This is a genomic window from [Actinomadura] parvosata subsp. kistnae (assembly GCF_900323885.1).
In the GTDB taxonomy this organism is placed as follows: Bacteria; Actinomycetota; Actinomycetes; order Streptosporangiales; family Streptosporangiaceae; genus Nonomuraea; species Nonomuraea composti.
This window is the reverse complement of record NZ_OOHJ01000018.1, coordinates 3,846,449-3,864,723: the sequence shown is the minus strand read 5'-3', so window position 1 is coordinate 3,864,723 and position 18,275 is coordinate 3,846,449. Positions and strand designations below refer to the sequence as shown.

At 71.8% G+C, this 18,275-nt stretch carries 18 protein-coding genes; 9 read left to right on the top strand and 9 right to left on the bottom strand.

Annotated elements, in window-relative coordinates; genetic code table 11:
* Positions 1-168: 168 nt before the first annotated feature.
* Complete coding sequence (locus KIS93_RS38440) at positions 169-405, bottom strand: SCO4848 family membrane protein (protein WP_230465603.1); 237 nt, start codon at positions 403-405, stop codon at positions 169-171.
* An 83-nt stretch (positions 406-488) separates the two neighbouring features.
* Between KIS93_RS38440 and KIS93_RS38435 the strand changes: the two genes are divergently transcribed.
* The gene (locus KIS93_RS38435; RefSeq protein WP_080043042.1) at positions 489-1,667 is read left to right on the top strand and encodes a D-alanyl-D-alanine carboxypeptidase family protein; all 1,179 of its coding nucleotides are present in this window, start codon (positions 489-491) and stop codon (positions 1,665-1,667) included.
* An 812-nt stretch (positions 1,668-2,479) separates the two neighbouring features.
* Here the strand turns inward: KIS93_RS38435 and KIS93_RS38430 are convergent.
* Together KIS93_RS38430 and KIS93_RS38425 are read right to left on the bottom strand one after the other, a co-directional pair.
* The gene (locus KIS93_RS38430) at positions 2,480-3,484 is read right to left on the bottom strand and encodes a YihY/virulence factor BrkB family protein (RefSeq protein WP_080043043.1); all 1,005 of its coding nucleotides are present in this window, start codon (positions 3,482-3,484) and stop codon (positions 2,480-2,482) included.
* Positions 3,485-3,512: 28 nt separating this feature from the next.
* Positions 3,513-4,793 carry an amidohydrolase family protein gene (locus tag KIS93_RS38425; RefSeq protein ID WP_080043044.1) on the bottom strand — a complete coding sequence of 427 codons (1,281 nt, stop codon included), beginning with the start codon at positions 4,791-4,793 and terminating at the stop codon, positions 3,513-3,515.
* Between the two features lie 61 nt (positions 4,794-4,854).
* Here KIS93_RS38425 and KIS93_RS38420 point away from each other — a divergent pair, with 61 nt between their 5' ends.
* Complete coding sequence (locus tag KIS93_RS38420; protein ID WP_186404639.1) at positions 4,855-5,358, top strand: MarR family winged helix-turn-helix transcriptional regulator; 504 nt, start codon at positions 4,855-4,857, stop codon at positions 5,356-5,358.
* 16 nt (positions 5,359-5,374) lie between these two features.
* On the opposite strand, the gene KIS93_RS38415 is transcribed toward KIS93_RS38420, so the two are convergent.
* Positions 5,375-6,232, bottom strand: a complete 858-nt coding sequence (locus KIS93_RS38415) for a haloalkane dehalogenase (RefSeq protein ID WP_080043046.1) — start codon at positions 6,230-6,232, stop codon at positions 5,375-5,377.
* A gap of 92 nt (positions 6,233-6,324) precedes the next feature.
* Here KIS93_RS38415 and KIS93_RS38410 point away from each other — a divergent pair, with 92 nt between their 5' ends.
* The 4 genes from KIS93_RS38410 to KIS93_RS38395 all read left to right on the top strand — a co-directional run bounded on the left by KIS93_RS38410 (position 6,325) and on the right by KIS93_RS38395 (position 8,611).
* Positions 6,325-6,780, top strand: coding sequence for a MarR family winged helix-turn-helix transcriptional regulator (locus tag KIS93_RS38410; protein ID WP_230465604.1), 456 nt, complete (start codon positions 6,325-6,327; stop codon positions 6,778-6,780).
* Positions 6,781-6,861: 81 nt separating this feature from the next.
* The gene (locus tag KIS93_RS38405; RefSeq protein WP_080043047.1) at positions 6,862-8,052 is read left to right on the top strand and encodes a helix-turn-helix domain-containing protein; all 1,191 of its coding nucleotides are present in this window, start codon (positions 6,862-6,864) and stop codon (positions 8,050-8,052) included.
* A 101-nt stretch (positions 8,053-8,153) separates the two neighbouring features.
* Positions 8,154-8,348, top strand: a complete 195-nt coding sequence (locus KIS93_RS38400; RefSeq protein ID WP_155128585.1) for a hypothetical protein — start codon at positions 8,154-8,156, stop codon at positions 8,346-8,348.
* On the top strand, positions 8,345-8,611 hold the full coding sequence (locus KIS93_RS38395) for a hypothetical protein (protein ID WP_080043048.1): 267 nt from the start codon (positions 8,345-8,347) through the stop codon (positions 8,609-8,611). The genes KIS93_RS38400 and KIS93_RS38395 overlap by 4 nt, the downstream gene beginning before the upstream one ends.
* Positions 8,612-8,728: 117 nt before the next feature.
* Here KIS93_RS38395 and KIS93_RS38390 read toward each other — a convergent pair whose 3' ends face one another.
* Entirely contained in the window at positions 8,729-9,550 is an 822-nt protein-coding gene (locus KIS93_RS38390; protein ID WP_222107721.1) for an alpha/beta fold hydrolase, read from the bottom strand.
* 98 nt (positions 9,551-9,648) lie between these two features.
* Between KIS93_RS38390 and KIS93_RS38385 the strand changes: the two genes are divergently transcribed.
* On the top strand, positions 9,649-10,746 hold the full coding sequence (locus tag KIS93_RS38385; RefSeq protein ID WP_155128589.1) for a sensor histidine kinase: 1,098 nt from the start codon (positions 9,649-9,651) through the stop codon (positions 10,744-10,746).
* On the top strand, positions 10,743-11,402 hold the full coding sequence (locus KIS93_RS38380; protein ID WP_080043050.1) for a response regulator: 660 nt from the start codon (positions 10,743-10,745) through the stop codon (positions 11,400-11,402). Before KIS93_RS38385 ends, KIS93_RS38380 begins: the two co-directional genes overlap by 4 nt.
* Before the next feature lie 58 nt (positions 11,403-11,460).
* Here the strand turns inward: KIS93_RS38380 and trpS are convergent, their stop codons facing one another.
* Positions 11,461-12,465, bottom strand: coding sequence for a tryptophan--tRNA ligase (gene trpS / locus KIS93_RS38375; RefSeq protein WP_186404638.1), 1,005 nt, complete (start codon positions 12,463-12,465; stop codon positions 11,461-11,463).
* 14 nt (positions 12,466-12,479) lie between these two features.
* On the bottom strand, positions 12,480-13,793 hold the full coding sequence (locus KIS93_RS38370; RefSeq protein ID WP_080043052.1) for a hemolysin family protein: 1,314 nt from the start codon (positions 13,791-13,793) through the stop codon (positions 12,480-12,482).
* Between the two features lie 86 nt (positions 13,794-13,879).
* Here KIS93_RS38370 and galE point away from each other — a divergent pair, with 86 nt between their 5' ends.
* A complete protein-coding gene (gene galE / locus KIS93_RS38365; protein WP_080043053.1) occupies positions 13,880-14,827 on the top strand; it encodes a UDP-glucose 4-epimerase GalE in 948 nt (315 codons plus the stop codon).
* A 276-nt stretch (positions 14,828-15,103) separates the two neighbouring features.
* Here the strand turns inward: galE and KIS93_RS38360 are convergent, their stop codons facing one another.
* Both KIS93_RS38360 and KIS93_RS38355 read right to left on the bottom strand, forming a co-directional pair.
* On the bottom strand, positions 15,104-16,090 hold the full coding sequence (locus KIS93_RS38360; RefSeq protein WP_080043054.1) for a malate dehydrogenase: 987 nt from the start codon (positions 16,088-16,090) through the stop codon (positions 15,104-15,106).
* Positions 16,091-16,147: 57 nt separating this feature from the next.
* Positions 16,148-18,220 carry a serine/threonine-protein kinase gene (locus KIS93_RS38355; RefSeq protein WP_080043055.1) on the bottom strand — a complete coding sequence of 691 codons (2,073 nt, stop codon included), beginning with the start codon at positions 18,218-18,220 and terminating at the stop codon, positions 16,148-16,150.
* Between the last annotated feature and the right edge of the window lie 55 nt (positions 18,221-18,275).

Genomic DNA, 18,275 nt, shown 5'->3' with positions numbered 1-18,275 from the left:
TTTCGAGCCCGCCATGCTTGAGCGCGTGAGCGCTTGAACGCACGGCCCTGGAGCCCGCGCCCCTGGAGCCTCGCTCCTGGAGCCCGCGCCCCTGGAGCCCACGACCCTGAAGCCCACGACCCTGAAGCCCGCGACCCTCAGAGCCACGTAAGCCGACTGCCTTCCCCCTCAGACCTGGGAGCCGCGTACTCCGTCGCGATCCTTGGCCGCCTGGGAAGCGCGCAGCCCACGCCAGCCGATCACCGCCAGCACCACGCCGAGAACGACGTTCACCGCGATCAACACCCCGTGCACCACGTAGAAGCTGGTGGGGTGCCCATCGGCCAAGTTAAACCCCAGATTCACCCACTCGAAGATCATGAACGCGCCGAGGACGATGAGGAAACCGGCGATCTTTCGTGACACATGTACCTCTCTAGCATCGAAGGTGGATCTTCGGGGGATGTGTCGCCACATGCGCATTAACACGGAGCTACGCTGAGACCGCCATGTGGACGAAACTCGTGCCGGTCACGGCACTCATCGCCGCGGTCACGCTCACCGGCGCGACCGCCCACGCCGACCCGGCGGCCCACACCGAGCCGACGGCGCCGATCGGCGGCGAGGCGCTGGGCAGCCGCGGCCTGGTCGCCCCCACAGGCGTCAAGAAGCCGCCCAAGAGCAAGGCTACTTCGTACGTGGTCGCGGACGCCGACACGGGTGAGGTGCTCGCCGCCAAGGACGCCCACGGGCGCTACCTGCCGGCCAGCACGCTCAAGACACTGACCGCCGTCACCCTGATCCCCAAGCTGGACAAGAACCGCAAGATCCGGCCCAGCCACAACGCCTGCAACCAGGAGGGCAGCGCGGTCGGCCTGTCCCCGAAGACCACGTACAAGGTGGACGACCTGTTCAAGGCGCTGATGATGTCGTCCGGCAACGACGCCGCCATGGCACTCGCCGAGACCAACGGCAGCCTCGCCCAGACCATGAACGACATGAATGCCGAGGCCAGGCGGCTGCAGGCGTACGACACCGTGGCCAAGACACCCAGCGGCCTGGACAAGCCGGGGCAGAGCAGCTCGGCGTACGACCTGGCGCTGATCGCCCGCGCCGGCCTCGCCAACGCCGACTTCCGCCGCTACATCAGCACCAAGATCGCCAAGTTCCCGGCGCCCAAGGGTTACTACGAGATCAGCAACCACAACAAGCTGCTCTGGCGCTACAACGGGATGATCGGCGTCAAGAACGGCTGGACGTCCAAGGCCCAGGCCAGCTTCGTCGGGGCGGCCACGCGGGGCGGCCACACGATCGTGGTGAGCATCATGCGCCACGAGGGCGGCTTCTGGGACGAGGTCACCCAACTCCTCGACTGGGGCTTCTCCGTACGCGGCAAGGTCACCCCGGTCGGCCGCCTCGTGGACCCGCTCCCGGCCACAGCCCTCGCCGGCCCCGGCCAACAACAGCCATCCACCGCACCAGGCGCATCGGTCGCCCCGAACGCGGCGGCCTCGCCGGGCATCTCAGTCACCCCGGCCGCCCAACCACCCCTGCTGGACACGGCCGCCTCAAAGCAGACCGACTCGACCAAGACGGTCGGCTCCCTGGTGATCGGCGGCGGCCTCCTGTTCGGCCTGATCTGGGTCGGCTACGGCATCCGCCGCAAACGCAGCCACTCCCGCTCCTGACGCCTGACCTCCCGGCCAGGCCCCTGACGACTCGCCCACCCGCCGACCCGCACTGGCATCGCGCGGGCCTCCCCCTGGCGGGCGTCCGACGCCCCACGCCCTGGCCGGGCACCTGCCGACCCGCGCCCCGGCCAGGCACCTGACCGCTCACCCACCCACCCGGCCCGCTCCGGCATCGGGCGCGCCTGCCCGAAGTCAAGGCCGCGACGACCCGCGCCCTGGCCGGGCACCTGACCGCTCGCCCACCCACCCGGCCGGCTCCAGCACAGGGCGGGCCTGCCCTCGGCGGACTCCCGACGACCTGCGCCCCGGCCAGGCTGCCGACGGCTTGCCCACCCACCCGGCCCGCCCTTCCCCCTCCTGCACGGGGCGGGGTTGTGCCGGGCGGGGCTCCTCCGGCATCGGGCGCGCCTGCCCGAAGGCAAGCCCTCGACGACCCGCGCCCTGGCCAGGCACCTGACGATCCGCGCCCCGGCCAAGCCCCTGACGGCTCACTCACCCTCCCGGCCCGCTCTGCCCCTCCTGTATGGGGGCGGGCCGTGCCGGGCGGGGCCCCTCCGGCGCCGGGCAGGCTGCCCGCGGTCGGCTCCTGACGACCTGCGCGCCCCTCCGGCATCGGAGCGGGGCTGCCACTGCGCTCCTCAGGCATGGGCACGCGGGCCACCAGAGCGGGCTCCCGGCGATCTGCGGCCCGGCCAAACTCCTGACGGCTTGCCCGCCCTCCCGGCCTGCTCCGGCACCGAGGCTGCCCCATACCTCGGCCGGGCTCCCCCGATCCGCACGCCAGCCGGGCTCCTGGCGATCTGCCCCCTTCATGCCTCTGACGGTTCGTCTGCCCTGCGTGCTCGTTCCGGCATCGGGGCCGGGCCGGTGCCGGGTGGGCTGGCGACCTCCGTGGAGGGGATCGGCGAGGGGGCGGGGGGTGGGCAGAGGCCGGAGGTGGCGGTCCAGGCGGCGACGAAGAGGATGAGCCGGGCCGAGAAGTTCATCCAGACCAGCAGGCCGGCGATGGCGGTGAACGCGCCGTACACGACGTTGCCCATCGTGCTCGCCAGCAGCAGCGTGGCGATCTGCTTGAGCACCCCGAAGGAGATGGCGCCGAGCAGCGCGCCCTTGGCGATGACGCGGAACGGCTGGGTGGGGCGGGCGACCCAGCCGAGCAGGATCACGAACAGCAGCCAGTCGGCCCCCACGCTGGCCACCACTCCGGCGATCCGCAGCGTCATCCGGCCGAGCGTGGTGTCGCCGCCGAACACGAGCTTCATGACGTGGTCGGTGGCGGTGGTGGCGAATCCGGCGATGAGGACGGAGGAGATGGCGGTGACGCCCAGCAGGAGGAGGGAGGCGAGGTCGCGTAGCTTGCCGAGGAAGAAGTCGAGCGGCGGTGTGGTGGTCATGGACATCTCGCGCAACGCCCCGCGCAGCGCGTCGAGCGCGCCGAGCCCGGCGTAGAGCAGGCCGAGCAGGCCGATGATGCCGGCGGTCATCTTGACCTCGGCGATGTGCTCGAGGTTGAAGTCGAGTTTGTCCATGATGCCGGGCAGCCGCTCGGCGATGGCCTGCTGCATCGCCTTCCTGGTGGTCTCGCTGGTGGCGACGACGAAGCCGAGCACGGAGTAGCCCAGCACGAGCAGCGGGAAGAAGGACAGGAACGCGAAGTAGGTGACCGCGCCGGCCAGCCGGTCGCCGGACTGGAGCTGGTAACGCTGCGCCGCCCGGATGAGGTGGTCGAGCGAGAGCCTGCGTACCCGCCAGTAGTCGAGCTTGCGGCGACCCCAGGCCTTCACCGACTCGACGCGTTCGGTCAGACTCGCCATCACACCCCTCTTCTTCCCACGGCGGCGCTCACATCGCGACCACCGCCTCGGCGCTCTCCGTCAGGACCGCCAGGACCGTCTCCAGGTCGTGATGGAGCAACTGCCCACCACTCTTGACGACACGCCCCGCGACCATGACCGTGTCCACGCAGGAGGTGTCGGCGTTGAGCACGATCGCGCCGATGGGGTCGTGCGCGCAAGCCATGCCGAGCCGGTCGGTCCGCAGGAGCTGCAGGTCGGCCTGCTTGCCGGGCCGCAGGGAGCCGACGACGTCGCCGAGGCCGACCACGTGGGCGCCTTCGATGGTGGCCATGCGCAGCGCGTCGCGGGTGGTGAAGCCGAGCCCGGCGCCGCCGGGGCGGCCGCGTTCGAGCAGGTGGGCGGTGCGCATGAGGCTGAACATGTCGCCCGGCGAGCACACCACCGTGTCGGCGCTGAGCCCGGTGGGCAGACCGGCCGCTCTGAGGGCGCCGGTGGTGGGGTAGCCGAGGCCGAGGTTCATCTCGTCGACCGGGGAGACCGACGCGGTGGCGCCGGCGGCGGCCAGGCGCCGGAGCTCGTCGTCGGTGTAGTGGAGGGCGTGCACGAACGTGGTGGGCGTGGCCAGCAGCCCGTGCCCCTCCAGGAACGCCAGCCCCTTGGCGGCGCTCTCCCTGCCGTGGCCGCCCAGGTGCGCGGTGACGGGCAGGCCCAGCTCGGCGGCCACGCGCCACTCCTCCAGCGCGTGCTCCTCGCTCATGATCTCGGGCCCGAGCGCGGCGACCGCCATCGTGAGCAGGCCGGGCTCGGTGAAGTGCGTCTCGTGCACGCGGCGGGTCTCCTTGGTCAGCCCGCCGGGCGGGCCGCCGTAGCAGTAGCCGAAGACGGCTCTGATGCCGGACTCGCGCAGGGCCCGCACGGCGGCGTCGGTGTGCTCGGGGCTGAACTGGGCGTGCGACCAGTCGAGCAGCGTGGTGACGCCGCCGTCGAGGCATTCGAGCGCGCCGGCCAGGTTGCCCGCGTGCAGGTCGCGCGGGCGGTGGCGGGGGGCGAGCTCGGTGAGGACCCGGCGCAGGTATGCCCCGAAGTCGATGTCGGGCGCGACCGCCCTGATGCCGGCCTGCCAGGTGTGCCGGTGCGTGTCGACGAAGCCGGGCAGGACGAGCCGCCCGGCCGCGTCGATCACCTCGGCGCCCGGCTCGGCGGGCAGGTCGGGGCCGACCTCGGTGATCGTCTCGCCGTCGACCCGGATGTCCGCCCGGCCCAGCACCACGGGCTCGGGCTCGGTGTCGATAACGATCCCGTTCTTGATCAGGATGGTGGATGTCATGGCGGAAAGCTTAGGAGATAGCTTTCGGAAAAGCAATGTGGCGGTGGGTATCCTCGATCGCGTGAAACCGGACGAGGTCGACGCACTGGTGCCCCGCTGGCAGGAGGCGGGCCTGTCGTCGTCGCTCATCGCCACCCTGGAGCTGGGCAAGCGCATCTCGCGCCTGCACCTGCTGTTCGAGCAGGCGATCAAGGCCGAGCTGGCGGAGCTGGGGCTGACGTACGCCGAGTTCGACGTGCTGGCGGCGCTGGCCCGGGCGCCGGCGGGCCGGATGCGGCCCAGCGAGCTGGCCAAGTCGCTCTTCCTCACCTCGGGCGGCATCAGCAACGTGCTGCAGCGGCTCGGCTCGGCCGGCTACGTGGATCGCGAGGCCGACGAGGGCGACGCGCGCAGCCGCTGGGTGCAGCTCACCGCCGAGGGCCGGTGCATGGCGGATGCCGCACTGGAGAGCACCGCCGTCGCCTACCAGGACGTGAGCGCCGGCACCCCTGAGGAGAGCATCCGGCAGGCGGCCGACGCCCTGCGGGAGGTCCTGTCTCATATGGGACGCCGCCGCTACCGCTGAGACATCCCGCCACGACTCACCAGCCCTGCTTGCCCGCCCAGGCCGCGACGGCGGCGGCGATGGCGTCGGGGCTGTCCTCGGGCGCGTGGTGGCCCGCCGGGCCGCAGTGCTCGATGTCGAGGGCGGCGATGTGCCCGGCGCACCAGGCGGCCATCGGCTCCGTGATCAGCAGCGTCGGCGAGGAGTCGAAGGTGAGCAGCAGCTTGGGCACGTCGCCGCTGCCCGCCAGCCACGCGCCGTAGGCCTCGATGCGCTGGACCACGTCGGCCGGCTCGCCGTCGATGGGTTGCGAGCGCGCCCATTCCAGCAGCGGCCGCCGGCTCTCCCTGGTCGGATAGGGCTCGAGGTACGGCCGCCGCTCCTCCTCGCTCAGCGGGTGCAGCACGCCCCCGGTGAACGCGGTCTCCAGCAGGAGGTTGCGGTCGAGCACCAGTGACTCGCCTTCGGCGCTCCTGATCAGCTCGGCCCTGGCTCGCGGCGCCTCGCCCAGGTCGGCGCCGCTCAGCGGCCGGACGAAGGTCTCCAGGAACGCCACGCCGCGCGTACGCCCGGGATGGCGGGCCGCCCAGTCGAAGGCGAGCGCGCCGCCCCAGTCGTGGCCGACCAGCACCACCTCGTCGAGGCCCAGCGCGTCGAACCAGGCGTCGAGGTAGCGGGCGTGGTCGGCGAACCGGTAGGCCAGGTCGGGCTTGCCCGAGCGGCCCATGCCGATCAGGTCGGGGGCGAGCAGCCGGCGGCCGGGCGCGGCGACGCCCGGCAGCACGTGGCGCCAGATGCGGGACGAGGCGGGGTTGCCGTGCAGGAAGACGAAGGGCACGCCCTCCCCGGACTCCTCGTAATGGATGGCGGAGTCGAGCACGTCGATGGTCGGCATGATGGATCTCTCATTCATTCGTGCGACTAACGTTGGTTACGCCAACGAAGTTACATCGTTAGTCTCACTAACGCAACCGCTAGGATCGCGCCGTGACGTACGAGGACGCTCCCGAGCCGCTCCGCGCCCTGCCCAGCCGGATGTTGTCCCTGCTCGCGATGTACGCCGACCGGCTCGTCAGCGAAGGGCTGGCCGCCGAGGACGCCCGCAAGTGGCACTACGCGGCCCTCGTCGCCCTGCGCGAGCACGGCCCCATGAGCCAGGCCGAGCTGAGCAGGCGCACCGGCGTCTACCGCAGCGACATGGTCGCCGTCGTCAACGAGCTCGAGGAGCGCGGCCACGTCGAGCGCGCGCCCGACCCCGCCGACCGCCGCCGCAACGTCATCACGATGACCACCACCGGCCGCCGGCACCTGGAACGGCTCGACGAGCTGATCTCCGGCTTCCAGGACGACCTGCTCGCGCCCCTGACCGGACCGGAACGCGAGCAATTCTCCGCTCTGCTGGCCCGGCTGCTGGCCCACCATTCACCACGGAATACGGCCTGAGCAGGGCGGAAACCATGGCAGCGGGACATCGGGAGCCCTAGCCTGTGTGCAGTCGGGACCGAACCACGAGAGGCCGAGCCCATGGCCGAAATCAGCACCGGGCAGATGGTCCGGCTCCAGCGCGAGCGCAGGGGCATGAGCACCACCGCACTGGCCACCCAGTCAGGCTGCACCGCCAGGCACATCGAGCTCATCGAGCACGGCAAGCGCACCCCCTCGCTCCCCCTGCTGCGGGAGATCGCCAAGGTGCTCGGCGTACGCACCGCCGTCCTGCTGGGCGAGACCCCGCGCGACTCCCACGAGCCGAGCCGGCCGCAGATCAGCGACATCGAGCGGGCCCTGTTCACCAGCCGGTCGCTGGGGCCCGACATCGAGCCGCCCGACGCGGAGCAGCTCGCCGAGCGGGTGGCGGCGGCCCGCAACGCCTGGTTCACCTCGACGCGCCGCTACTCGATCCTCATGGCGGCGCTGCCGTCCCTGGTCACCGACGCCGAACGGCTCGCGCTCGATCACACGCAGCGCTCCTGCAACGTGGCCACCGACGCGTACCTGCTGGCCAGAGGGGTGCTCAAGCACCTGCGCCGGGTGGACCTCGCGCACCTGGCCGCCGACCGGGCCATGCGCTTCGCCGAGGAGTCGGCCGACCCGCTGATGATCGCGTGGGCGTACTGGAACCTGGGGCAGTCGATGTTGTCGGACGACATGCACCAGATCGCGTACGACGTGGCGCGGCGCGGCATCGAGCTGCTCGAACCGCACGTCGGCGACGGCGACGAGCGGCACATCAAGGCGCTCGGGGCGCTGCACCTGCTCGCCGCGATCGGCGAGGCCCGCATGGGCGCCGACGACGACGCGCGGGAACGGGTCCGCGGCCCGGCCGCCCGGCTGGCCGAACGCGTCGACGACTCCTCCGGCGCCTACGACCTGGCCTTCTTCGGCCCCACGAACGTCGCCATCCACATGGCCAGCATCGAGAACGACACCGGCCGCCCCGAGGCGGTGCTGCACCTGGCCGACGACATCGACCTGCGCCGCACGCCGTCCATCGAGCGCCGCACCACCCACCTCGGCCACGTCGCCCGCGCCTGCGAGGACCTGGGCGACGACGCCGCCAGCCTGCTCCACCTGCTGCGCATCGAGCGCGAGTGCCCGGAGGAGCTGGACCACAAGCTGCTGCTGCGCGAGATGGTGCGGTCGCTGGCGCGGCGGGCCCGGCCGTCGTGGGCGCCGGAGGTGCGTTACCTCGCCGAGCGTCACGACATCCCCATCTGAGTCCCCGCGATCGCCCCGAACTTTGAGTTCGGCCGATACGAACAGGAAGATCTTTCGCCTGAGTTCGTCACGCACCGGCGTGCCGGTGCGACTCTGCGTCCATGACCAGAGCGCCGAGTGCCGATTTCGTCATGGAGCGACTGCTCCAGGAGGCCACGCGAGAGTTCCCCGGGTGGTCGTTCGAGCGAGATCACTCCGGGTGGACCGCCGTCCACGACGAGACCCGCCTCACCAGGCACAGCCTGGCCGCCCTGCGTGCCCTCCTGCGTGTGCACCGGGCGGCGCGGAGAGGATGACGGCGACGCCGTCCGAGGCTGAGGGGCCGCTGACGGGGCGGCAGCTCGACGCCTTACGCACCACATACCCGGCGTGGGACATCCACTTCCGCGTCGACGCGCCCGGCGCGGCCCGATGGACGGCCGTGCTGCTGCGGCCGGTGAGCGCGCGGCTGTCGGCTCAGGGGGTGCGGCAACGCATCGGCTGCTCCGACGCCATCACCCTCGCCTCCGCCCTCGCCCACCAGTCCTCGCTCCTGCACAACAACCGGGCGAACGGCTGACCCGCCCGGCCCTCGAACGCCGACGAGGGCCGGGCCCCCTCCGTGTGACTCCCCGGCCGGGCCCCCTCCGTGCGACACCCCGGCCGGGCCCCCTCCGTACGACACCCCGGCCGGGGCTCACCCTCCGCGTGACACCTCGGTGGCGAGAGCCGCGACGACCTCCGCGACCCGGTCCGGGGCCTTGGCGTGGGCCGAGTGCCCCTGGCCGGTCAGCAGCACGCGCCGCGCGCCGGGGATGACCCGCTCCAGCGCGTCCAGCCGCTCCCCCAGGTGCGCGGGGCTGCGGTCGCCGCCGAGCAGGACCACCGGCACGGAGATCCCCGCGTACGCGTCCAGCCGCACCCCCAGCGCGTCCATGGCCACGTTGTCCTCGATTTGCCGTGGGGCCAGCGCCCGCAGGCGGGGCGTGACGGCCACGAACCACCCCACCAGCAGCGCGGCCCAGCCGGGCAGCCCCACCGTGTCGCGTACGAAGACGCGCATGGCCCGGCCGGGCCGGCCGGCGGCGATGGCCGCGCGGGCCCGGCGGTGGATCTCACCGTCAGGCCCTCCCAGTGGCGGCCCGATGACGACGGGCGGCTCGTACAGGACGGCGCCGGAGAAGGCCGCCGGCGCCGCGACCATGGCCTCCAGCGCGATGACGGCGCCCGAGGAGTGCCCGGCGAGCACGACCGGCCCGCCGCCGAGCGCCCGCACCACCGCGAGCACGTGCTCGACCTCTTGGGCGGTCGTGCAGGGGACGTCCTGGTCGAGGTCGAGCCGGTAGCGGCGGCGGTGGAGGCGGACGACGCGGTGGTGCGCGGTGAGCCGCGCGGCCACCTTCGCCCAGGAGGCGCCGTCGTCCAGGCCGGGGGGCAGGACCAGGATGACGGGCCCGTCGCCGCCGTCGTCGATGGCGCGGGCTTCCGTCCCGTCGGCGGTCTTCGCTGTGATGATCATCGCACCGCTCCTTAGCATCGCTAAGTCGAATTTAGCGCCGCTAAGGAGGGCGGGCAATGGGTTTGCGCGGTCAGCGGCGTTCGTGGTGCATTGGGAAGGTGATCGTCGAGGCCTTACGGGGGCGCCGGCGCCCGCCCGCCTGGGCGGGCGACGCCGGGGCCGCCGCGCTGGTGCTGGCGGCCGAGCTGGGCGTGACGAATTACGGTCTCACCACCAAGACCGTGCTGCTCGCCGTGGCCGGCGCGAGCCTCATGCCGCTGCGCCGCCACTACCCGGTGCCGATCGCCGTGCTGGCCGGGGCGCTCTACCTGGCCGGCGCCCGGCCGCCCGAGTACGACGCCCCCGTCAGCGCCATGATGATCGCCCTGTACGCCGTGGGCCGCCACGCCTCCGGCCGCACGGCGGTCGCGGTGGGCGCGCTGGCCGTGCTGGTCGGCGCGGTGTCCTCCCGGATGAGCTGGGAGGGGGTGTCACCGGCGGCGTTCCTGACGGTCGGGCTGACCCCCGCCGCCCCGGTGGCGGCCGGGCACATCGTCCGGCTGCGTGCCGAGCTGCTGCACCGCCGCCAGCAGCAGGCGGCCGAGCTCGCCGTACGGGAGGAGCGCCGCCGCATCGCCCGCGAGCTGCACGACGTGATCGCCCACCACGTGAGCGTGATCTCCCTCTACATGGGCGTGGCCAGGCGGACGATCCCGCTCGACCCGGAGCGGGCCCGGCAGACCCTGCTCACCGGCGAGGGCACCGCCCGCCAGGCCATGGCGGAGATGCGTCACCTGCTCGACGTGCTGCGCACCGACGGCGAGCCGGTGGACGACCAGGCGGACGTCGGCGTCGCCCGGCTGCCCGCGCTAGTCGAGGAGTCGGGCAACGCCACGCTGGAGGTCGCGGGGCAGGCCGCGGAGCTGCCCACGACCGTGGACCACGCGATCTACCGCATCGTCCAGGAGGCGCTGACCAACACCCGCAAGCACGCCGCCGGCGCCCGGTCGCGGGTGCGGCTGGCGTACCTGCCGGGCCTGGTCGAGGTGGAGGTCGGCGACGACGGGCAGGCCAGGCCCGGCCACGTCGGGGTGGGGCTGGGGCTGGCGGGGATGGCCGAGCGGGTGTCGCTGTGCGGGGGCGAGCTGCGCGCCGGGCCGTCGCCGCAAGGAGGGTTCGTGGTGCACGCCCGCATCCCGCTGCCGGAGCAGACATGATCAACGTGCTGATCGTGGACGACCACGCCATCGTCCGCACCGGGCTGCGGCTGCTGCTGGAGACCACCGCGGAGCTGGTCGCGGTGGGCGAGGCGGGCGACGGCGAGGAGGCGCTGCGGCAGTGCCACGCGCTGCGCCCCGACGTGGTGCTGATGGACCTGTACCTGCCGGGGATGGACGGCGTGGCCGCGACCGGGCGGATCACCGCGGAGCTGCCGGAGGTCAAGGTGCTCGCGCTGAGCACGTTCGACCTGGAGGAGCACGTGGTGGCGGCGCTGCGGGCGGGCGCGTCCGGGTTCCTGCCCAAGGACTCCTCGCCGGAGGAGCTGATCGAGGGCATCAAGGTCGTGCACCGGGGCGAGGCGGCGGTGGCGCCCCGGCTGCTGGTCGGCCTGATCGAGACATTCGTACGGCCGGCGCGGCCCCGGCCCGTCGCGGCCGGAGCGCTGCCGGGCCTGACGGAGCGGGACCGGCAGGTGCTGGAGCTGATCGCGCGCGGCCGGTCGAACACGCAGATCGCCGAGGAGCTGGGGCTGTCGGTCTCGACCGTGAAGAACCGGGTGAGCGAGCTGTTCGGCAAGCTCGGGGTGCGGGACCGGGCCCAGGCGGTGATCGCCGCCTACGAGGCCGGCCTGGTGACCCCAGGCCGGCAGTAACCCCAGAGCCGGCAGGCCGGCAGTGACTCCAGGCCGGCAGGGCCGGCAGTGACCCCGCCTACAGCTTGGGCAGGAAGCCCACCTTGTCGCGCACCTGCGCCATCGTCTCCCTGGCGACGGCGGTGGCCCGCTCGGCGCCGATGGCCAGCATGCGGTCGAGCTCCTTCTCGTCGGCCAGCAGCTTCTCCGTGCGCTCCCTGATCGGCGTGAACGCCTCGGTCACGGCCTCGGCGACGTCCTTCTTGAACGTGCCGTAGCCCTGCCCCGCGTAGCGGGCGACCAGCTCGGGGATGGGCGTGCCGGTCAGCGCCGACTGGATGCGCAGCAGGTTGGAGATGCCGGGCTTGTTCTCCTCGTCGAACAGGACCTCGGAGCCCGTGTCGGTCACCGCGCGCATGACCTTCTTGCGCAGCGGCCCCGGCTGCTCCAGCAGGTCGAGGATGCCCGCCGGGCTGGAGGCCGACTTGGACATCTTCGCCGTCGGGTCTTGGAGGTCGGTGATCTTCTCGACCTCCTTGGGTGTGAACGGCTGCGGCAGCGTGAACGTGTCGCCGAAGCGGTGGTTGAAGCGCTGCCCGAGGTCGCGGGTGAGCTCGAGGTGCTGCTTCTGGTCGGCGCCCACCGGCACCAGGTCGGCCTGGTAGAGCAGGATGTCGGCCGCCTGGAGGATCGGGTAGGTGAACAGGCCCACGCTGGCCGCGCTCTCCCCGAACTTCGCCGACTTGTCCTTGAACTGGGTCATCCGCCCCGCCTCGCCCATGCCGGTGAGGCAGATCAGCACCCAGGCCAGCTCGGTGTGCTCGCGCACGTGCGACTGCACGAAGACGGTGGAGCGCTCGGGGTCGAGCCCCGCGGCGAAGAGCTGGGCCGCGGCCACGCGGCTGCGCCGGCGCAACGCGTCGGGCTCGGTGGGCACGGTGATCGCGTGGAGATCGACCACGCAGTAGAACGCGTCGTGGGTCTCCTGCATGGTGACCCACTGGCGGACCGCACCCAGGTAGTTGCCCAGGTGGAAGGAGTCCGCGGTGGGCTGGATGCCGGAGAGTACACGAGGTCTGGCCATAGCAGGCAATTGTGTCAGGAATCCTGCTCCGTCGGCGACTCGGCGGCCGGTCGGCGTTTCACCCGCACCCGGGCGATGCGGCGGCCGTCCAGCTCGGTGACCGCCAGCTCGAACCCGGAGAACTCCACCCGCTCCCCCACGGCGGGCACGTGGCCCAGCATCGCCATGACGAAGCCGGCCAGCGTCTCGTACGGGCCGTCGGGCAGGCGGATGCCGGTCTCGGTGGCGAAGTCGTTGAGGTTGGTCAGGCCGTCGATCTCGATCTCGCCGGCGGGCAGGATGACGACGTCCTCCTCGACGTCGTACTCGTCCCTGATGTCGCCGATCAGCTCCTCCACCAGGTCCTCCATGGTGACGATGCCGGCCGTGCCGCCGTACTCGTCGACGACGATGGCCAGGTGCTGGCCCTCGTCGCGCATCTCGTTCAGGGTGGTGAGCAGGCGCTTGGAGGCGGGCACGAACTTGGCGGCCCTGATCGGCACGACCGCGCTGATCGGCTCGGTGCGCCCGATCAGCTCGGGGTCGAGCAGGTCGCGCACGTGGACGAACCCGATGACCTCGTCGTAGCTGTCGCGGAAGACGGGGAAGCGCGAGTGCGGGAGCGTGGCGGCGAGCCTGGCGGCCTGGTCGAGCGGCGTGTCGGCCTCCATGAACTCGACCTCGGTGCGCGGCAGCATCACCTCCCTGAGCTGCCGCTTCCCGGCGGCGAAGACCTCGGCGATGAGCTTGCGCTCGTCGGCGGTCAGGTCGGTGTGGCCCACCACCATGTCGCGCAGCTCCTCGGTGGTGACCTCCTCCCTGTCGGCCTGCGGGTTGCCGCCGAGCAGCCGCACCACTCCGTCGGTGGACTTCGACAACATCCAGATGATCGGGCGCGACAGGGCGGCGATGCGGTCGAGGAACGGCGCCACGTACAAGGACAGGCCCTCGGCCCGCTGCAGCGCCAGCCGCTTGGGCGCCAGCTCGCCGAGCACCAGCGACACGTACGAGATGGCCAGCGTGACCAGCACCAGGGCCAGCACGGGCGCCACGGCCCCCGGCACCCCCCAGCGCTCCAGCACGGGCACGAGCTGCGCCGCGAGCCGGTCGGCGCCGAACGCGGCCGACAACATCGTGGCCACGGTCACGCCGATCTGCACGGCGGACAGGAACCTGTTCGGGTCGCGGGCCAGCTTGGCGACGCGCTCGCCGCGGCGACCCCGCTGCGAGAGTTTGCGGACCTGGCTGTCGCGCAGGGAGACCATGGCGATTTCTGCGGCGGCGAAGAAGCCCCCGATCAGGATGAACAGCAGGACCAGGGCGATGTTGGCCGCGACGGTGTCAAACATGGTGGTTGGCAGCGTACTCGTCGGGTTTCCCGCGTATGCTGAACGTCGACCCTTACAAAATTAAACATATCTGAACAGGAGTACACATGAGACTGCTCGTCACCGGAGGCGCCGGATACGTCGGCAGCGTGGTCGCGGCGCAGCTCATCGAGGCGGGCCACGAGGTGACCGTGCTCGACGACCTGTCGACCGGGCACGAGGACGCCGTGCCGGAGGGCGCGCGGTTCGTCCGTGCCGACATCACCGAGGCCGGCCAGGCGCTCGACGGCGTCGACGCGGTGCTGCACTTCGCGGCCAAGTCGCTGGTGGGCGAGTCGGTGCAGAACCCGGGGCTCTACTGGGCCAACAACCTCGGGGGCACGCTCGGGCTGCTCGACGCCATGCGGGAGCACGGTGTGGGGCGCATCGTGTTCTCCTCGACGGCGGCCACGTACGGGGAGCCGGAGCGCTCGCCCATCGAGGAGGACGACCCGACGCGCCCGACCAACCCGTACGGCGCCTCGAAGCTGGCCGTGGACACGGCGCTGAGCGCGTACGCGCGCCAGCGCGGCCTGGGCGCGGTGAGCCTGCGTTACTTCAACGTGGCCGGCGCCTACGGGCGGTTCCGGGAGCGGCACGACATCGAGACCCATCTCATCCCGAACGTGCTGAAGGTGGCGACCGGCGAGCGCGAGTCGGTCAGCGTGTTCGGCACCGACTACCCCACGGCCGACGGCACCTGCGTGCGCGACTACATCCACGTCGCCGACCTGGCCAGGGCCCATCTGCTGGCCCTTGAGGCGATCACGCCCGGCGAGCACCGGATCTACAACCTGGGCAGCGGCGCCGGTTTCTCCGTCCAGGAGGTGATCTCGGTCTGCCGCGAGGTCACCGGGCACGAGATCCCCGCCGTCGTCGGCGAGCGGCGGCCGGGCGACCCGGCGGTGCTGGTCGCGTCGTCCGCGCGGATCCAGCGCGAGCTGGGCTGGAAGCCCGAGCGGGCGGCGCTGCGCGACATCGTCTCCGACGCCTGGGGAGCGCTTTCTGAAAAATGACCATACAGAGCGGGAATGTGTGCTGTGATACCGAAATGTGAGGAGCTTTTCACCAAGGGTCACGAAGCTGATCTTCGGTGCCCTCATCGTGGTGTGCAGCGCCCTGGCCGCCGGAGGTGTGATCTTCGCCACCCCGCAGCCCGCTCCGGCCACCGGGCCGACCTCGTGCCCGGAAGTGCCCCCGTAAGCCCGTACGAAAAAGCCGCACGTCCGTACGGAAAAGCTAAACGCGCGCCCCGCGACGGGGGCGCGCGTCACTGACGAGCGGGCTCGGACTCAGATGAGGCCCAGCTCCTTGACCGCCTGGCGCTCCTCCTCCAGCTCGCGCACGCTGGCGTCGATGCGCTCGCGGGAGAACGCGTCGATCTCCAGGCCCTGGATGATCTCGAACTTACCGCCCTGCGCACGCACCGGGAACGACGAGATGAGGCCCTCGGGCACGCCGTAGGAGCCGTCGGAGACCACGGCCGCCGACGTCCAGTCGGTGCCGTTGACCCAGTCGTAGACGTGGTCGATCGCGGCGTTGGCGGCCGAGGCGGCCGAGGAGGCGCCACGGGCCTCGATGATGGCGGCGCCGCGCTTGGCCACCGTCGGGATGAACGTGCCCTGCAGCCACTCGGAGTCGACCTGCTCGGCCGCGATCTTGCCGCCCACCTCGGCGTGGAACAGGTCGGGGTACTGGGTGGCGGAGTGGTTGCCCCAGATCGTCATCTTCTTGATCTCGGTGACCGGCACCTGGAGCTTGGCGGCGAGCTGCGACAGCGCGCGGTTGTGGTCGAGCCTGGTCATCGCGGTGAAGCGGTCGGCCGGCACGTCGGGCGCGTTCTGCTGGGCGATGAGCGCGTTGGTGTTGGCCGGGTTGCCCACGACCAGGACCTTGATGTCGTCGGCCGCGTGGTCGTTGATGGCCTTGCCCTGCGGGCCGAAGATGCCGCCGTTGGCGCCGAGCAGGTCGCCGCGCTCCATGCCGGCCTTGCGCGGCATGGCGCCCACCAGCAGCGCCACGTTGGCGCCGTCGAAGGCGACGTTGGGGTCATCGGTGATCTCGATGCCGGACAGCAGCGGGAACGCGCAGTCGTCCAGCTCCATCGCGGTGCCCTCGGCCGCCTTCACCGCCGCCGGGATCTCCAGCAGGCTGAGCTTGACCGGAACGTCGGCGCCCAGCAGCTGCCCCGACGCGATGCGGAACAGCAATGCGTAGCCGATCTGGCCGGCGGCTCCGGTGACAGTCACCTTGACGGGCACAGTGGCTGACGACGCCATGGCCTTCCCCTAACTCGCAGCGAGAACGTTGACGCCTGGGATGTTACCCGCTCGTCATCAGCAGGTTTCCATCGCGGGCACCTTCAGCTCCGCCTCGAAGTCGACCTTCTCGAAGTACCTGGTCAGGAGCTGCTCGATGTAGCCCTTGGCGTAGAAGTCGGCGATCACCGCCTCCACCGCCTGGCAGGTGCGGACGTCGCCGCGCTTGATGCCCACGCCGTAGCGCTCGTTGGTGAGCTTGGCGCCGAGGATCTTGTACCGCATGTTCTCCCTGGCCGCGAAGCCCGCCAGGATCAGGTCGTCGCCCGGCACGGCGTCGACCTTGCCGCTCCTGAGCAGGTCCATGCAGGCGGCGTAGTCGCTGGCCGTGACCGGCTCGACCTTCACCTTGTCCTGCACGGCGCCGACGGACGGGCTGTTGGGCGCGCAGATCCGCTTGCCCTTCAGGTCGCCCAGCTCGTCGATGCCGCCGCCCGCGCGCACCAGGAGGTCCTGGTGCGCCAGATAGTACGGCCCGGCGAACTGCGTCTCGCTCCTGTCGATCGAGTACGTGGCAATGACCAGGTCCACCCGCCCTTCGGCCAGGGCCTTCGAGCGCTCCTCGCGGCCCACCCGGACGAACGTGGTCTCCTTGGCCCCCAGCTCCGCCGCGATGCGCTGGGCGATCTCGATGTCGAAGCCCTGGAAGTCGTCGCCGTTCTGCAGCGCGACGCCCGGCAGGTCGCCCTTGACGCCGATCACGATCTTCCCGGTCTGCGCCACCTTGTCGGCGACCGTCGAGAACGTGGCGCCGGTCTTCGGCCCGGGCGTCTCCTCAGGCTCCGTCCCCTGGAGAAACTGCAGAGCGGACAGGCCGCCGTTCATCGCCAGCGCGATCGCCGCGGCGGCGACCAGCACGAGCGCGGTGGCCACCGCCAGCCAGACCTTCGCCCGCCCGCGCCGCGCGGGCGCCGCGGGCCCGGGCATCGCGTACGGCGCCCCGCCCCCTTCCGCGGGGCCCGTGGGCGCCGCGTGGCCTGCCGTGCTCGCCGACGGCGCTGTCAAGGCGGGCTGCCCGGCGGGACCGGCGGGCAGCCCGCCCTGCCCCGTGACGGGCCGGTGCTCCTGCGCCCCCGACCCGCCCGTCTCACCGGACGGGGAGGCGGCGGAACCCGTCTGAGGGCCGGTCACCGGGGAGGCGCCGGTTCTGGACGACGGCACCACGGACCCCTTGTGCTGGTCGGTGATCGACCGGGACGGCACCCTGATGAACGGCGTGGTGTCGTCGCTGGCCACCTGCACGCCCCGGGTGAGCACCGCCGTGGAGGCCCCCTTCACCGACGACGACTGCCCCAGCAGCCGCAGCAGGATCTGGTCGGCCGACGGCCGCTCGGCCGGCGACTTGGCCAGCGCCTCCCGCACGACGCCGCGCAGCGGCTCGTGCAGCATGGTGACGTCGACCTCGTGGTTGAGGATGCGGTTGAGGACGGTCGCGATGGACTTGCCCTCGAAGGCGACCTGCCCGGTGGCCGCGAAGGCGATGGTCGCCCCCCACGAGAACACGTCGGTGAACGGCCCGATGTCGTCGCCGGCGATCTGCTCGGGCGCCATGTAGGCGGGCGTGCCGATGGCCCGGCTGGTGATCGTGCCGGTGGAGTCGATGATCCGGGCGATGCCGAAGTCGACGACGCGCGGCCCGTCGGCGGCGATGAGCACGTTGTCGGGCTTGAAGTCGCGGTGCACGATCGAGGCGTGGTGGATCGCGGTGAGCGCGGTGGCGGTGCCGATGGCCAGCCGGTCGAGGGCCGTGCCGGTGAGCGGCCCGTCGGTCTCGACGACCTCGCGCAGCGGCCGGCCGTCGATGTACTCGCTGGCGATGTACGGCGTGTCGCCGTCGAGGTCGGCCTCGATCACGCGGGCGGTGCAGAACGACGCCACCCGCTGCGCCGCCTTCAGCTCCCTGGCGAAGCGTGACCTGGCGATGGTGTCGCCGCTGAACTTGACGTGCAGCAGCTTGATCGCGGCACGCTCACCGGCGTCGTTGACGCCCAGGTAGACGATGCCCTGGCCACCTTCGCCGATCCGCCCGGACAGCCGGAAGGACCCCAGCTCGGTGGGATCGCCGGCGACCAGCGGCGAGATTTGCGGCATTCGTCATCCCCACGTGTACAGAACCCCATCGACGCAAACTTTACGACGATCGGCA

Bases quoted from the DNA above. Each gene is read 5' to 3' on its own strand.
- KIS93_RS38435 (WP_080043042.1), top strand. From the start codon at position 489: ATGTGGACGAAACTCGTGCCGGTCACGGCACTCATCGCCGCGGTCACG.
- KIS93_RS38430 (WP_080043043.1), bottom strand. From the start codon at position 3,484: ATGGCGAGTCTGACCGAACGCGTCGAGTCGGTGAAGGCCTGGGGTCGC.
- KIS93_RS38425 (WP_080043044.1), bottom strand. From the start codon at position 4,793: ATGACATCCACCATCCTGATCAAGAACGGGATCGTTATCGACACCGAG.
- KIS93_RS38415 (WP_080043046.1), bottom strand. From the start codon at position 6,232: ATGCCGACCATCGACGTGCTCGACTCCGCCATCCATTACGAGGAGTCC.
- KIS93_RS38405 (WP_080043047.1), top strand. From the start codon at position 6,862: ATGGCCGAAATCAGCACCGGGCAGATGGTCCGGCTCCAGCGCGAGCGC.
- KIS93_RS38400 (WP_155128585.1), top strand. From the start codon at position 8,154: ATGACCAGAGCGCCGAGTGCCGATTTCGTCATGGAGCGACTGCTCCAG.
- KIS93_RS38395 (WP_080043048.1), top strand. From the start codon at position 8,345: ATGACGGCGACGCCGTCCGAGGCTGAGGGGCCGCTGACGGGGCGGCAG.
- KIS93_RS38390 (WP_222107721.1), bottom strand. From the start codon at position 9,550: ATGATCATCACAGCGAAGACCGCCGACGGGACGGAAGCCCGCGCCATC.
- KIS93_RS38380 (WP_080043050.1), top strand. From the start codon at position 10,743: ATGATCAACGTGCTGATCGTGGACGACCACGCCATCGTCCGCACCGGG.
- trpS (WP_186404638.1), bottom strand. From the start codon at position 12,465: ATGGCCAGACCTCGTGTACTCTCCGGCATCCAGCCCACCGCGGACTCC.
- KIS93_RS38370 (WP_080043052.1), bottom strand. From the start codon at position 13,793: ATGTTTGACACCGTCGCGGCCAACATCGCCCTGGTCCTGCTGTTCATC.
- galE (WP_080043053.1), top strand. From the start codon at position 13,880: ATGAGACTGCTCGTCACCGGAGGCGCCGGATACGTCGGCAGCGTGGTC.
- KIS93_RS38360 (WP_080043054.1), bottom strand. From the start codon at position 16,090: ATGGCGTCGTCAGCCACTGTGCCCGTCAAGGTGACTGTCACCGGAGCC.
- KIS93_RS38355 (WP_080043055.1), bottom strand. From the start codon at position 18,220: ATGCCGCAAATCTCGCCGCTGGTCGCCGGCGATCCCACCGAGCTGGGG.